We start from the raw sequence: 14093 nt of genomic DNA on the forward strand, positions 1-14093 counted from the left end.
TGTGCCTACTTCTGCCGCTAAAACAATGGTGACAGCATAACCCCCGAGCTTCATTGGACGGCTAGCGGGAGATGATTGATGCAAACGCCAAACCCAACCCAGGACATCCTTGTGCTAGGCGCAGGGGAGCTCGGGGTGTGTGTATTACGCGAGCTGGCAAGGGTCGCTTCGAGCAAGGGCGAGCCTCGTATTAGCGTGCTGTTGCGCCCCTCTGCCATCGCTACCGGAGACGCTTCCAGGAAGCGCTTGGTTGAAGAAATCCATCGACTCGGCATAGGCATTCTGCGGGCCGATGTCATTAACGATTCAATTGATGCGCTCAGTGAACACTTCAGCCGATTCGACACCGTCATCAGTTGCGTTGGTTTTACGGCAGGCGCCGGAATCCAGTTGAAAATCACTCGTGCGGTGCTTGCGGCAGGGGTGAAACGCTACGTGCCATGGCAATTCGGCGTGGATTACGACGTGATCGGCAAGGGCAGCCCGCAAGATCTTTTCGATGAACAGCTCGACGTTCGAGGGTTACTGCGAGCACAACAAAAGACCGAATGGCTCATTATCTCAACGGGGATGTTCACCAGCTTCCTGTTCGAACCAATCTTTGGTGTGGTCGATCTGGAAAAGAACACCGTTCATGCCCTCGGTAGTTGGGACACTGAAGTCACCGTGACGACACCGGAAGATATAGGGCTGATGACGGCGCACATTCTATTCGCCGAACCGCGCGTGGCCAATCAGGTGGTGTTCGTGGCAGGTGACACGCTGAGTTATGCACAACTGGCCGATGCCGTGGATGCAACGCTCAACCGCACCGTACTTCGGGTCGAGTGGACATTGGATAAGCTGAGAGACGACCTGGTCGCCGATCCGGATGACCCGATAAAGAAATACCGAGCGGTGTTCGCCGAAGGCGAGGGAGTCGCGTGGCCCAAGCGGCGTACCTACAACGCCGAACACGGTTTGAACCTGACGACCACGGCGGACTGGATCGAACAGCATATGAATTACACGTAGCAATACCTACGCATAGCGGAGCGCTGTCCGTGTTGACTTGCCTGGTCCGCTTCGGCTCTCAAGCGGACGGCCATCACATCAAACTTCTTTATGCCCTAACAGCGCTGCGATTGCTGGCTGCAGTCCGGCGTGGTCCTTGATCGGTGGGTGCGCAAAGCTGCCCTGTCGCGCGGAGCCAGGCTTCAACCGTGTGAGCAGTTCAGCCTGGCATACGCCGCTGGATACCCCGTCCACGACGGGTACCGGCAATTGGCCCGCCAGGCTACGGGCCAAGCCCGCCAGCGGGGCGCCGGCCAGGATCAGCACGTCCGCGCCGTCCTCCGAGACGGCCTTCTGGCTGAGTTCGAGCAGGCGGGCGGCGTGATCGACCTGGACGGTGCCGGGGTCGCGCAGGGGGTCGTTCAGGTGGCGAATGCATGCCAGGCGCGACAACAGCCCGTACTGGTCGACGCATTCGCGGTACCAGGCGGTGATGCGGTGGGAGATGGCGATGATGCCGATGCGCTGGCCGAGCTGGGCCGCCGTCATCAGGGCCGCCTCGGTCATGCCGACGACGGGTACGTCCAGCGCCTCCTTCAACGCCTGCAGGCCGGGATCGCCAAAGGCCGCGACGAGCAAGGCATCGTATTCGCCAAGCCGCTCACCGGCGATGGTGGCCACGGCGTGCGCGCCTAGCAGGGCTTCGAAGCGCGTCTCGATGTAGGCCACGCCGGCAGCGGCCGTAGCCATCGTAATCGCCGTGTCGGGAGCCGCTACGCGCCGGGCTTCCGCCTCGATCAGATCGGTGACGCTCCGGGAAATGTTCGGATTGACGATCAACAGTTTCATGCCTGCTCCAACGTGTCGGGCATCTGGGAGAAGCCGAGGGGTGCCATTTCCAGGGCCAGTGTGACCTCGACGAGCGCTCCCAGGCGGAGCACGTCGTCATCGTAAAAGCGTGGCCCTACGATCTGCAGCCCCAGCGGCAATCCCTGCGCGCCAAGCCCACAGGGAACCGAAAGGGCTGGAATGCCAGCCTGATTGAACAGCGGGGTGAAGACCGCATGACCACGCGGGCCAGCCGGCCGGCCGCCAATGGTCGAAGGCCCGAGCACATCCAGTGACCAGGGCTCGACCGGGACGGTCGGGCACAACAGCAGGTCCACCGTTTCGAACAGGGTCGCCGTGTTGCGGACGATGGCGTCCCGCAGTGCGGCCAGCGCCACCATCTGCGTCGCGGGTACCGCGAAGCCGGCTTCGATCTGCTCGGCGATGGCCGGATCGAAGCGGGTCGGATCGGCGCGGTAAGCCTCACCGAAATGCGTGGCGAGTTCCGCATGCTGCGCTGCCAACAGGGGGGCGGCGGACAACCCCTGCGGCCAGCGGGGTGTGAACGGCCGTACCTGCAGGCCAGCCGATTGCAATCGACTCACCGTCTGCTCGAACAGCGCGGCAACATCCGCATCGACGGCATAGCCCAGCCCAAGGTCGAGGCTGTAACCGATGCGCAAGGTCTCAAGCGGGCGGGGCGCCACCGTAGGCATGGGCGTGGAGAAGCGGTCCGCCGGGTGCACGCCGGTGAGCACGTCGAGCATCAGTGAGACGTCGGCGACACGTCGCCCCAACTGGGCGATCACGTTCAGTTCGCGCCCGATGACGGGAAAGCCCCAGGGATCTGCGATCCGGCCAGCGCTCGGTTTGAAGCCCACGACACCGCAGTGCGCTGCGGGCCGACGCGAGGAGCCCCCGGCATCGGTGGCCAGGGCCAACATTCCCAATCCGGCGGCCACTGCTGCGGCGGCGCCACCGGATGAGCCGCCAGGCGTGCGGGTCAGGTCCCAGGGATTGCAGGTCGCGCCATATACGCGGTTGTCGGTCACCCCCTTGCAGGCGAATTCCGAACAGTTGCTCACGCCCACCAGCAGGGCGCCCGCCTGCCGCAGGCGGGCCACGGCCCAACTGTCACGCGGCGCACGGTGGTTGCGGTAGAGCCAGGACCCACAGGTGCTGATCTGCCCTTGCAGCCACAGATTGTCCTTGATGGTGACCGGAACGCCGGCCAGCGGCAGGTCTTCACCAGCGGCGCAGCGTGTGTCGATAAGCGCTGCCTGGCGCCGTACGTCTACGGCATCCACTTGCACAAGTGCGTTAAGTGACGGATTCAACGCAGCGATCCGCGCCAGTTGACGCTCGGCAATGGCGACGGCGCGAGTTTCGCCGGAGCGGACCCGCGCCGCCAGTTTCAATGCGCTTACCGGCGTACTCACCGGCTCAACCGAAGATCGCTTCGAGGTCCACTTCGGTGTCCTCGGGCAGCGAAAGATCCAGCGTGGCCTCGATGTGATCGAGGTGTCCGACCATCAGCGCAATGGCTTTCTCTATATTGCCTTCTTCCATCGCCGCGATGATGTCGGTGTGCTCATGGTTCGGGCAGGCCGGGACGTTGGGCGAGTCGTAGAGCAGGATGATCAGGCAGGTCAACGATGACAGCTCACGCATCAGCTTGATCAGCGGCGGGCTGGCGACCATTTCGGCGATCAGCAGGTGGAATTCTCCGGACAGCCGGATCACCGCGCGCTTGTCGCCGCGTTCCCTGGCGTCGCGCTCTTCGGCGACATGTGCGTGCAGCTTCTGGAAGTCCTCGGGGCTGCCCTTGTCCACCAGGCTGCGAATTAGTGCCGGCTCCATGATTCGGCGCGCCTGGAAGATATGCCGGGCCTCTTCCACCGACGGGCTGGCAACAAAGGCGCCACGGTTCGGAATGGTGGTCACCACCCCTTCATAGGCCAGCCGGGACAGCACCTCGCGGATCCGGGTCCGATTCACCTGGAAAACGCCGGCGAGCTTTTCCTCGACCAGCTTGGTTCCGGGAATCAGGCGGTGCTCCATCACGGCAGCCAGGATTCGCTCGTATATGGCGTCCAGTTTGTCGTTCGTTCCCAGTATCTGCCCAGTGCTGCGCGCTTTGCGCGAGCGTGAAGGTTCTTTCTCGGTCAACACATCGATTCCTTGCACCTGCCCTTCGCCTGTTACGTCGGCGGAGAGGATTGTCACAAAAAAGAAAGCAATTGTGCAAATTTGCACCGCTGACGAACATTTCTCAGCAACTTGCACCCTCATCGTGCATGGGCGTCAGCACCTCACGTCACATGTAGCCGTCCAGCCAGCCCAGATCGCAGCGGTCGAGATTATGCATCGACGGGCCGCAGCGCCCTGAATACCGGCGCTGCGGCAAGGTCGCGAACGGTCCGTGCCAAGCCTGATCCGGAGATTTCCACAATGGTGGCATAGCGGTTGCAAACGTTTTGCCACAACGAGACATCATTTTTGTGACAATTACGGAGCCTCGACATGCGACCCATCCGCTCGTCCTATGCTGTACTCAAGCGCGCTGCCGGCACCCTGCTGGCGCCGCTGATGCTTACCGCCGCCCTGGCCCCTGCTCTGAGCCAAGCGCAGGAAGCCGAACCGATCAAGCTGGGCTACGCCAAGTGCGCGCACTGCACGCCGCTGTCGCTCACTCCGCAGAACGCCACGGGCGTGAAACTCGACGCTATCTCTTTCAACACCGGCAACGACGTGCTCACGGCCCTGCTTTCCAAAAGCATCGATGTAGCGCAGGTCACCTATCTGCACTACGCCACCGCCCTCGACAAAGGCTTCGACATAGTGGGTATTTCTGGCCAGATCAATGGTGGGTCCCAGGTTCTCGTGGGCAACGAGCTGGCCGTCGAGCCGGGTGACTGGGAAGGCCTGAAGCGCCTGATCGCGCAATACAAGGACGAAGGCAAGCCCTTCCGGGTGGCGGCTTCCCGTGGCAACGCGCAGGACATCCACATGCGCGGCGCCTTCCTGACCCATGGCATCGATATCAACAAGGATGTGCGGTTCATCAACATCCCCAACCCGTCCGACCATGTGCAGGCGCTGCGCCGTGGCGAAGTCGAGCTGATCACGTCGGTCGATCCGTTCGCCACTCAGATCCGCGAAGTGAAGGCCGCCAAATTCTTCGACTTCCCCTATGACCAGGCCGCTGGAAAGCTGACCAACCTGATCGTTACCCGCTCGGACGTGATCAAGAACAACCCGAAAGGCGTCGAGGAGGCCGTGCGCGCCATCGTCAAGGTCAACGAGATGATGGCCGACGACAAACCGCTCTTCGTCGACACCATCCAGAAGGTCACCGGCCTCGACAATGCCATTGCCACCGGCGCGGTCGACAACCTGTATCCCGACTACAAGATGTACCGCGAATCCGCCGTGGCCATCGCCCAGATGATGCGCGACCTGAAGTACATCAACACGGACGTCACCGAGGCGGTCGAGAAGAACCTCGACTACAGCTTCCTGGAAAAAGTGACCGGCAAGTCCAAGACCGACCTCGGCTATTGATTCAGGACCCGTGATGTCTTCTTCACTCTCGCAACGCCTCTATAAAAGGATCGAGCGCTTCATCGTGCCGGTCCTGCTCCTTGCCGGCTGGGAGACCTTCTCCCGCTCCGGCATCCTGCCTCCCGCGCTGTTGCCGGCGCCGTCCCAGGTCATGCTGGCCTGGGCGGACTGGATCTTCTCCACGGACGGCAACACCCAGAGCTATTCCGGTCGCTGGCTGTCCGATATCGCGGCGAGTTCCGGCCGGGTGTTCGCCGGGTTTCTGATCGCAACCGTACTGGGCGTCGGCATCGGTATGGCCATCGGCTGGTCGCGCCAGATCGAAGCGCTGTTCGAGCCGACACTGCAGACGCTGCGACCGATTCCACCGGTGTCCTGGATCCCGCTGGCGATCATCTGGTTTGGCATCGCCGACAAGCCCGCCATCTTCCTGGTGTTCATGGGCTCGTTCTTCCCGGTATTGCTCAGCACCATTCACGGCGTGAAGACCTGCGACCGCAACCTGCTGCGCGCCGGCGCCATGACTGGCGGCACGCCGTCGAAGCTGCTGCGCCACATCGTGTTCCCCGCCGCCTTGCCGAGCATTTTCTCCGGTCTGCGCATCGCCATCGGCTCGGCCTGGATGCTCACCGTGACGGCCGAAATGGTCGCGGTGAAAAGTGGCGTCGGCTATGTGCTGTGGGATTCGTACTACTTCCTGCGCTACGACATCGTCATCGCCTCGATGGTGAGCATCGGCCTGCTCGGTTTCCTCAGCGACTACGTCATCAAGTACATCGCCGGGCGTGTCCTGCGCTGGCAGCGCGGCTCCACCCTGCAAGCGAAGGAAGGTTGAGACCATGGCTCTGATTACCATCGACAGCGTATCCCGCGTGTTCGAGGACAGCCAGCGCAAGCAGGTCGTCACCGCACTGGATAACGTCAGCATTCAGGTGAAGCGCAACGAGTTCCTCTGCCTGCTCGGTCCGAGCGGCTGCGGCAAGTCCACCCTGCTCAACATGATCGCCGGCTTCGACAAGCCGTCGTCCGGTACCGTCACCGTTGGCGGTCAGGTCATCACCGAGCCGGGAGCCGACCGCGGCGTCGTGTTCCAGCAGGCCAACCTGATGCCGTGGCTGCCCGTCTGGGAGAACGTCGCGTTCCACCTGAAGATGCGCGGCGCCAGCAAGGCCGATCGGCGCGAAAAGGCCCAACGCTACATCGAGATGGTGGGCCTGAAAGGCTTCGAGAACCACTTTCCGAGCGAGCTTTCCGGCGGCATGAACCAGCGCGTCGGTATCGCCCGCGCGCTATTGATGAATCCGGAAGTGATCCTGATGGACGAGCCGTTCGGCGCGCTGGACGAGCAGACCAAGATGGACATGCACGGCGAGCTGATCCGCATCTGGCGCGAAAGCCAGAGCACCATCGTGTTCGTCACCCATGGCATCGATGAGTCGCTGGCGCTGGGCACCCACGTCGCGGTGATGTCGGCTCGGCCGGGGCGAATCCGCGAGCTTCTGCCTATCGAGCTGGAGCGGCCACGCGACCCGACCAGCGCCGCGTTCAACGACTACAAACGCCACATTCTCTCGCTGCTGCGCCCGGAAACGGTGAAGGAACCGGCCTGAGATGACCACGCTGATCACCGGAAGCAGTGGCTTCGTTGGCCTTGCGCTCGCGGAGCATCTGCTCGCGACGGGCGAGACGGTAATCGGTTTCGATCGCTCACCGCCGACCGAAGCCGCCAGCTGCGCGTTCGCAGCGCTACCCGGTCGGTTCGTGTCCTCCATCGGTGACGTACGGGATGTCGATGCACTGCGCGCCGTGATGAGTGAACACCGTCCGCAGCGCGTCGTCACGCTGGCCGCGATCACCGCCAACGAGGCGCGCGAGCGGCATGCCGCGCAGACGATCTTCGAGGTCAACGTCGGCGGTGTGCTTGCCGCTATCAATGCGGCCGCCGATACGGGTGTCGAGCGTGTACTGCATGCCAGTTCCGGTTCCGTATACGGACGAAGCGGACGTTCGCCGGCGGCGCTGCGCGAAGACGACACCCCACTGCTGCCGGAAGGCCTCTACGGCATGTCCAAGCGCGCCGCCGAAGAGGCCGCCATGCGTCTGGCGACCATTCGAGGCCTGCCATTGGTGGTCGGACGCCTGGGCACCTGTTTCGGCCCTTGGGAAGCGGACACCGGCGTACGGGACACCCTGAGTGCGCCACTGCAGGTTCTGGTACGCGCCCGAGACGGCGAAACGGCAATCCTGCCCCGTGCTGGCCGGCGCGATTGGCTGTACGTGCGCGACGTGGCGGAGGCCATGGCCACGCTGCTGGACCAGCCAAGCTGGGCCTATCCGCTCTACAACCTGGCGGCCGGATTCGAATGGAGCCTGGCCGACTGGTGCGCATGCATCGCACCTCGCTACCCGGACTTCAGCTGGCGCCTGGCCGAATCGGGCGAACGGCCCAACATCGACTATTTCGCCGACTACGACCGCGCCTCCATGGCCATCCAGCGGCTTCTTGGCGACAGCACCTTCCGGCCACGCTTCGGGCTGACCGAGGCGGAAGCGGACTACCACTATTGGATAAAGGAGCACGGCACCGAGCTATCCGGCGCCAGAGCACGCAATGACTGAGCACATCCCGTTTCCCTCCGCCCGCTTCGATATGAGCGGCAAGGTCTGCATCGTCACCGGCGCAGCCTCCGGCATTGGCCGTGCCATCGCCCGCCAGCTGGCTGCCAATGGCGCCGAAGTGGTGATCGCCGACGTGACGACCGAGGTCATCGAAGGTGGCGAGCCGACTGCCGAGCTCATCGCCCGCGACGGCAACAGCGCCACCTTCTTCCGCACCGATGTCGCCGATACCGCGCAGGTCGACGCGCTCGTGGGGCAGACCGTGGCACGTTTCGGCCGCCTGGACGTGCTGGTCAACAATGCCTGCATTCGCCATGCACGGCCGCTGCTGGAGCTCGACGAAGCCGACTGGCAGCGCTTGCTGGACGTCAACCTGACCGGCGTCTACCGCTGCTGCCGCGCCGCCGTGCGTCAAATGGTGGAGCAGACCCCCGTCAACGAGGTGCGCGGTCGGCTCATCAACCTGTCGTCCCAGCACGGCCTGATCGCCGCGCCTGGTGATCTCGGCTATGGCACCACCAAAGCGGCGATCGACTACATGACCCGGCAGATCGCCACCGACTACGCGGCCGACCTCGTCGTCTGCAATGCCGTGGCGCCGGGCAAGATCCAGACCGGCGCGGGCGGCCGGGCGGTGGACCCGGGCGTGCTTGGTCGCGCATCCAGCCGCACCCCCTGGCCTCGCCTGGGTCGCCCTGAGGATATCGCCCAGGCCGTGCTGTTCCTGGCCAGTGACCACTCGACGTACATGACCGGCACCACCCTGATGGTGGACGGCGGGTGGATGGCTGCCTGATGACTTACGACATGCTCGACTTGCTGATCACCGATGCGACATTGCTGCTGGCTGGCGGCGTCGCGCGCACGACCAATCTGGGTATCCGTGGCAGGCAGATCGCCTTCATCGGCGACGAACGCCCGGCAGCGGCTCGGACCCTGGCCTTGCCCGGCCGGGTCGTCACCCCTGGCTTCGTCAACACCCACTACCACGCGGGCCTCAACTTCGTCCGAGGTGTGGCGCCGGACTGCGGTTTCGCTCCGTCCTACACGCCGGGTCTGCCACAGGCGTCCTGGTTGAGCGAGGACGAAGCACTCGCCCTGTCGCGCCTCGGTGCGCTGGAAGCGCTGCGCGCCGGCTGCACCACGCTGGTGGACAGTTTCGTCCACGCCGAAGCCACCGTTGCCGGCATGGCGGAGACCGGCGTGCGCCTGTTCGCCAGTCAGCGCCTGGCGGATGTCGATTTCGCTTCGGTGCTGGAAGGCGACCGTCGCTTCGATCGCGCCCGTGGCGAGCGGCAATTGGAGCGCGCCGCCGCGTTCGTCGAGCGCTGGGCCGGGCAGGCCGATGGCCGCATCCAGGCGCACCTGACCGCCCACGCACCGGATACCTGCTCGGTAGCGTTCCTGCGCGAGATCGCCGCTCTCGCCGAGCGGCACGACCTGCCCATCAGCACCCATCTCGCACAGAGCCAGGACGAAGTGGACTGGGTTCGCGCACGACACGACCGTTCTCCCGTGGAGCTGCTGGACGAGCTGGGCCTGCTGAACGACCGCCTGCTGGCTGGCCACTGCATTCACGTCGACGATGCCGATATCGCGCGGCTCGGCCGCAGCGGCGCACACGTGGTGCATATCCCGGTGGGCAATGCGATGTCCGGGCGGATCGCCCCGACCCGCCGCCTGATCGATGCAGGGGCGCCGATCTGCCTCGCCACCGACACCATGCACGGCGACATGATCGAGGTGATGCGCTGGACCCTGGCCGTCGGCCGTCTGCAAGCCGGCTTCGTCGCGGACGACTGGCAGCCCCGCGACGTATTCGCCATGGGCACCGGCAACGGCGCCCGCGCGCTGGGCTGGGCGGATCGCCTTGGCCAGATCGCCGTGGGCATGCTCGCCGACCTCGCCATACTCGACTTCCGTCAGCTGCACCTCACGCCCTGCATCGACCCGCTGGGCAGCCTGATCCACAACGCCACGGCCGCCGACGTGGAAAGCGTTCTGGTCAACGGCGAACTGGTCATCGACCGGGGGCGCGCCACCCGTGTCGATGAGGCTGCAATACGCGCCGAGGCCGACCGCGTCTGCCAGGCCCTGTGGCAGCGTTGCCCGAACCCGCTCCGTCCCTATCCGTCCGTTGCTGGAACTCTTCGATGAGCCAACGTATCCGCCTGGGCATCCTCACGCCCTCTTCAAATACTTCGCTCGAGCCGCTCACCCAGTCGCTGGTCTCGGGCCTACCGGAAGTCAGCGTGCATTTCGCGCGGTTTTCCGTCACCCAGATCGCTCTCAGCCCCGACGCGCTCGGGCAGTTCCAGCAGACACGCATTCTCGACGCCGCGAAGCTGCTCGCCGATGCCCATGTCGATGCGATCGGCTGGAGCGGTACCTCCGCCGGTTGGCTGGGGTTCGATCAGGATGAAGCGCTCTGCGCGGCCATCACCGAGGCCACCGGCGTGCCCGCCAGCACATCCGTCCTCGCGTTGAACAAAGCGCTCGAGGCTTTCGGCATCAGGCGGCTGGGGCTCGTTTCCCCGTACCTTGCCGACGTGCAGGACAAGATCGTCGCCAACTACGCCAGCGTCGGCATCGATGCCCGCGCCGAAAGTCATCTGGGGATTCAGGAGAACTTCGCCTTCGCCCTCGTCGATGAAGCCACGCTGGACCGCCAGATCGGGGACGTGGCCGCGGCCGGCGCGCAAGCAATCACCACCTTTTGCACCAATCTTTACGCCGCTCACCGGGTCGCCCACTGGGAAGCCGAACACGGCGTCCCGGTGTTCGACACCGTGACCACCGTGGTCTGGGACATGCTGCGCCGCACTGGCGTGGACACCCGTCGCATCACCGGCTGGGGCCGGCTACTTCAAGAGGCCTGACATGCAACCGTTCGATACCGTCATCCGTAACGCCCGCGTGGTCACTGCCGCGGACACCTTCACCAGCGACATCGGCATTCGTGGCGGGCGCATCGCCGCGCTGGGCTTCGACCTGCCGGCCGGTGCCCGCGAAATCGATGCGAAAGGACGCCACGTCACGCCCGGTGGCATCGACAGCCATGTGCATCTCGACCAGCCCACCGGCGACGGCTCGATCATGGCCGACGACTTCCTCAGCGGCACCGTTTCGGCAGCCTGTGGCGGAACCACCACGGTGATCCCGTTCGCCTGTCAGGAAAAGGGCAAGAGCCTGCGCGCCGCCGTGGAGGACTATCACCGCCGCGCAGGGGAGAAGCCGGTGATCGACTATGCCTTCCACCTGATCGTCACCGACCCGACACCCGAGGTCCTTCGCGACGAACTGCCGGCCCTGATCGCCGAGGGCTACACCTCGTTCAAGATCTACATGACTTACGACGCGCTGAAGCTCAGCGACCGCGAGATCCTCGACACCCTGTCGGTCGCTCGCCGCGAGGGCGCGATGGTAATGCTGCACGCCGAGAACGCCGACTGCATCGCCTGGCTCACCGAGCGTCTGCTTGCCGCCGGGCACACGGCGCCGCGTTACCACGCCACGTCGCGGCCGATGCTGGTGGAGCGCGAAGCGACCCACCGCGCCATTGCCCTGGCGGAGCTGGTGGACGTACCGATCCTGATCGTCCACGTCTCCGGCCGCGAAGCCGTCGAACAGATTCGCTGGGCGCAAAGCAACGGCCTCAAGGTGTACGCCGAGACCTGCCCGCAGTATCTGTTCCTCACCGCCGACTCGCTGGGTTGCGACGACAGCTTCGAGGGTGCCAAGTGCATCTGCAGCCCGCCGCCACGGGACAAGGCCAACCAGCAGGTCATCTGGGACGGGCTGGAGAACGGCTCGTTCGAGGTGTTCTCCTCGGACCACGCGCCCTTCCGCTACGACGGCCCGGACGGCAAGAAAGCGCACGGCGAGCAGGTGTCCTTCGACCAGGTCGCCAACGGCATTCCCGGCGTCGAGACGCGCATGGCCCTGCTCTGGTCCGAGGGCGTACTCACCGGGCGGATCACGCCCCAGAGCTTCGTCGCGCTCACATCGACCAACGCCGCCAAGCTCTACGGTCTTTATCCGCGCAAGGGCAGCATTGCCATCGGTTCGGACGCGGACCTGGTGATATGGGACGAAGGGCAGACCTTCCACCTGGACAACGACCGCCTGCACCATAACGTCGACTACACCCCTTACGCCGGCATGCATCTGAGCGCCTGGCCAGCGATGACGCTGTCCCGTGGTGACGTCGTATGGGACGGCGAACAGCCACGCGGCGACGCAGGCCGTGGCCAATTCCTGCCCTGTGCCCGACCCGACCCGGCCAAGCCGCGCCGCCGCCAGACCGAGATCCCGATGTGAGCGAGGCCCACATCGACGCCGTTGCCAGGCGCCTGATAACCGGCTGGCGCACGGGCCAGCGCCAGCCCCTCAGCGGGCTGGCTTTGCCCGACACCGCTGCGGCCTACGCTGTACAACGGCAGGTCAGTGAAGCACTGGGTTGGTTCGCTGGCACCCGCCCGACGGCCTGGAAACTCGGTGGTGCACCGGGCGGCCTGATCAGCGCGGCCGCGGTTCCGGCTGCAGCGATTCACGCCTCCGGCTGGTGTGTTCCGCCCGCTTATGTGACCGCGCTCGGTATCGAGGGCGAGCTGGTAATCCGTCTTGGCCGGGACCTTTCCGACACGCCTGATCTGGCCGAAATCCGCGCCGCGATCGATGCCTGGATGCCGGCGATCGAGCTCTGCGACACCCGTCTGCAAGACGGTACCAGCGCCGACCCGCTGCTTCGACTTGCCGACCAGCAGCTCAACCGCGCCCTTATCTTCGGCAAGCCCATGCAGCTGACGGAGCTGCCTGACTGGTCACGCCAAACGGCGACGCTGCGGGTCGATGGCCAGGAACTGCTCAGGTCCACCGGCTCGCATCCGTTCGTCGACCCGCTGTCTTCCTTGCCCTGGCTGGCACGGCACGCCGCAACACAAGGCACGCCCCTGCGCGCCGGCGACCTGATCGCCACGGGCAGTTGGACTGGTATCCATTGGGCAACCACGGGCCAGGCAATTACCTTCAGCCTGGGTAGATTTGGCGAAGTTGCGCTGAACGCCTGACTCTTCAAGCATCAACGCGTCCGGCGCGTACGTCACCTTCGAACCCGGCGCCCGTTTGGCCTTGCATACGCACCCCAGCGGCCAGTATCTCGTCGTGACTGCCGGTGTTGGGGCGCACGCAGCAGGGGGCAAGCCGGTCCAGGAAATCAAACCCGGGGAGATGGCGTGGTGCCCGCCCGGCGTCAAGCATTGGCATGGGTCGGCGCCTGAAACCGCCATGACACACATTGCGGTGACCGGTGTCGATGAACAGAACCGGAACGTGGAGCGGCTCGAAAAGGTTAGCGATCGGTTGTACAAAGGGGAAAACTAGCGTGACGACCTCATAGGCTACGTGCAGGAGCACCGTGTGAAACCAGCAGATCCAGGCCTTTTCGTTCACATCAACGACGTGCTTTGCCGTTTTTTTCTTGCCTTCGACCTGAAGGATTGGCCATTGATGACCGAGTGCCTGGCTCCGGAGGTTGAGATCGATTACGCCTCCTCGGGCCGGGAGCAGCCGTCGACCATGAGCGGCCATGACTTCGTCGAGCGCCGGCAGAAGGCGGTCGACAGGCTGGCCAAGCACCACAGTTTCTCGAACCTGCTCGTTACCCAGGCCTCGGAGACCCGCGTCAGCGCACGATGCAACTACCTGATCCTGCGGTTCAGCTCACTGCCCGAGGCGGCGGATGAGGATTTCTTTCACTCCTGCGGCAGTTACGAATTCCGGCTCAGCTTCATCCAGGGGCGTTGGAAGATCGCGAGCATCAAGCAGAACGCCCTGCGCAGCTGGGGTAATTCGAGCCTGCATGGGGGCTCGGCGCATGGCAAGAAGTGAGTCGCCAACTGCTGATGGAGCTGCTTCGGTGTGCTTCACCTTGGGATGCTGAACTGCGCGTTGATGCGGCCGAGTCGATTTCGAACTGGCTCTGCTTTCTGGCTGGGCGAAATACCGAAGCGGGGTGGAGTTGGAAGCGGATGAGGCGCGATTGCTGTTCGTAGCGACGACCGATTGGCAGCCCTGCTCGGGTTAATGGC

Annotated in this window: 15 protein-coding genes; 12 read left to right on the forward strand and 3 right to left on the reverse strand. The window is 64.5% G+C overall.

Annotated elements, in window-relative coordinates; translation table 11 throughout:
• Positions 1–78: 78 nt before the first annotated feature.
• Complete coding sequence (locus G7026_RS20420) at positions 79–1014, forward strand: aromatic alcohol reductase (protein WP_181072897.1); 936 nt, start codon at positions 79–81, stop codon at positions 1012–1014.
• 78 nt (positions 1015–1092) lie between these two features.
• On the opposite strand, the gene G7026_RS20425 is transcribed toward G7026_RS20420, so the two are convergent.
• The 3 genes from G7026_RS20425 to G7026_RS20435 are packed head-to-tail and all read right to left on the reverse strand — an operon-like array spanning position 1093 to position 4113.
• A complete protein-coding gene (locus G7026_RS20425) occupies positions 1093–1842 on the reverse strand; it encodes an aspartate/glutamate racemase family protein (RefSeq protein ID WP_181072899.1) in 750 nt (249 codons plus the stop codon).
• Entirely contained in the window at positions 1839–3260 is a 1422-nt protein-coding gene (locus G7026_RS20430; RefSeq protein WP_181072901.1) for an amidase, read from the reverse strand. Before G7026_RS20430 ends, G7026_RS20425 begins: the two co-directional genes overlap by 4 nt.
• Before the next feature lie 4 nt (positions 3261–3264).
• Positions 3265–4113 carry a GntR family transcriptional regulator gene (locus G7026_RS20435; protein WP_181072903.1) on the reverse strand — a complete coding sequence of 283 codons (849 nt, stop codon included), beginning with the start codon at positions 4111–4113 and terminating at the stop codon, positions 3265–3267.
• A 231-nt stretch (positions 4114–4344) separates the two neighbouring features.
• On the opposite strand from G7026_RS20435, the gene G7026_RS20440 reads away from it, so the two are divergent.
• From G7026_RS20440 to G7026_RS20490, 11 genes are read left to right on the forward strand one after another with little or no spacing between them, the layout of a single operon-like run.
• The gene (locus G7026_RS20440) at positions 4345–5385 is read left to right on the forward strand and encodes an ABC transporter substrate-binding protein (protein WP_181072905.1); all 1041 of its coding nucleotides are present in this window, start codon (positions 4345–4347) and stop codon (positions 5383–5385) included.
• Positions 5386–5398: 13 nt separating this feature from the next.
• Positions 5399–6220: an ABC transporter permease gene (locus tag G7026_RS20445; RefSeq protein ID WP_181072907.1), complete on the forward strand. Its 822-nt coding sequence runs from the start codon at positions 5399–5401 to the stop codon at positions 6218–6220.
• 4 nt (positions 6221–6224) lie between these two features.
• Positions 6225–6995 (forward strand): ABC transporter ATP-binding protein, encoded by a 771-nt coding sequence (locus G7026_RS20450; RefSeq protein WP_181072909.1) that lies wholly within the window; start codon positions 6225–6227, stop codon positions 6993–6995.
• 1 nt (position 6996) lies between these two features.
• Positions 6997–8004 (forward strand): NAD-dependent epimerase/dehydratase family protein, encoded by a 1008-nt coding sequence (locus tag G7026_RS20455; RefSeq protein ID WP_181072911.1) that lies wholly within the window; start codon positions 6997–6999, stop codon positions 8002–8004.
• Positions 7997–8800, forward strand: coding sequence for an SDR family NAD(P)-dependent oxidoreductase (locus tag G7026_RS20460; RefSeq protein WP_219858524.1), 804 nt, complete (start codon positions 7997–7999; stop codon positions 8798–8800). Before G7026_RS20455 ends, G7026_RS20460 begins: the two co-directional genes overlap by 8 nt.
• Positions 8800–10161 carry an amidohydrolase family protein gene (locus G7026_RS20465; RefSeq protein ID WP_181072918.1) on the forward strand — a complete coding sequence of 454 codons (1362 nt, stop codon included), beginning with the start codon at positions 8800–8802 and terminating at the stop codon, positions 10159–10161. Before G7026_RS20460 ends, G7026_RS20465 begins: the two co-directional genes overlap by 1 nt.
• Positions 10158–10883, forward strand: coding sequence for a maleate cis-trans isomerase family protein (locus G7026_RS20470; RefSeq protein WP_181072920.1), 726 nt, complete (start codon positions 10158–10160; stop codon positions 10881–10883). The genes G7026_RS20465 and G7026_RS20470 overlap by 4 nt, the downstream gene beginning before the upstream one ends.
• A 1-nt stretch (position 10884) precedes the next feature.
• Complete coding sequence (gene hydA / locus G7026_RS20475; protein ID WP_181072922.1) at positions 10885–12324, forward strand: dihydropyrimidinase; 1440 nt, start codon at positions 10885–10887, stop codon at positions 12322–12324.
• Positions 12321–13073: a 2-keto-4-pentenoate hydratase gene (locus G7026_RS20480; RefSeq protein ID WP_308811820.1), complete on the forward strand. Its 753-nt coding sequence runs from the start codon at positions 12321–12323 to the stop codon at positions 13071–13073. Before hydA ends, G7026_RS20480 begins: the two co-directional genes overlap by 4 nt.
• 10 nt (positions 13074–13083) lie before the next feature.
• Complete coding sequence (locus tag G7026_RS20485) at positions 13084–13386, forward strand: cupin domain-containing protein (protein WP_181072986.1); 303 nt, start codon at positions 13084–13086, stop codon at positions 13384–13386.
• 36 nt (positions 13387–13422) lie between these two features.
• Positions 13423–13893, forward strand: coding sequence for a nuclear transport factor 2 family protein (locus G7026_RS20490; protein ID WP_181072925.1), 471 nt, complete (start codon positions 13423–13425; stop codon positions 13891–13893).
• Positions 13894–14093 lie beyond the last annotated feature (200 nt).

This window comes from Stutzerimonas azotifigens, from assembly GCF_013522725.1.
Classification (GTDB): Bacteria; Pseudomonadota; Gammaproteobacteria; order Pseudomonadales; family Pseudomonadaceae; genus Stutzerimonas; species Stutzerimonas azotifigens_A.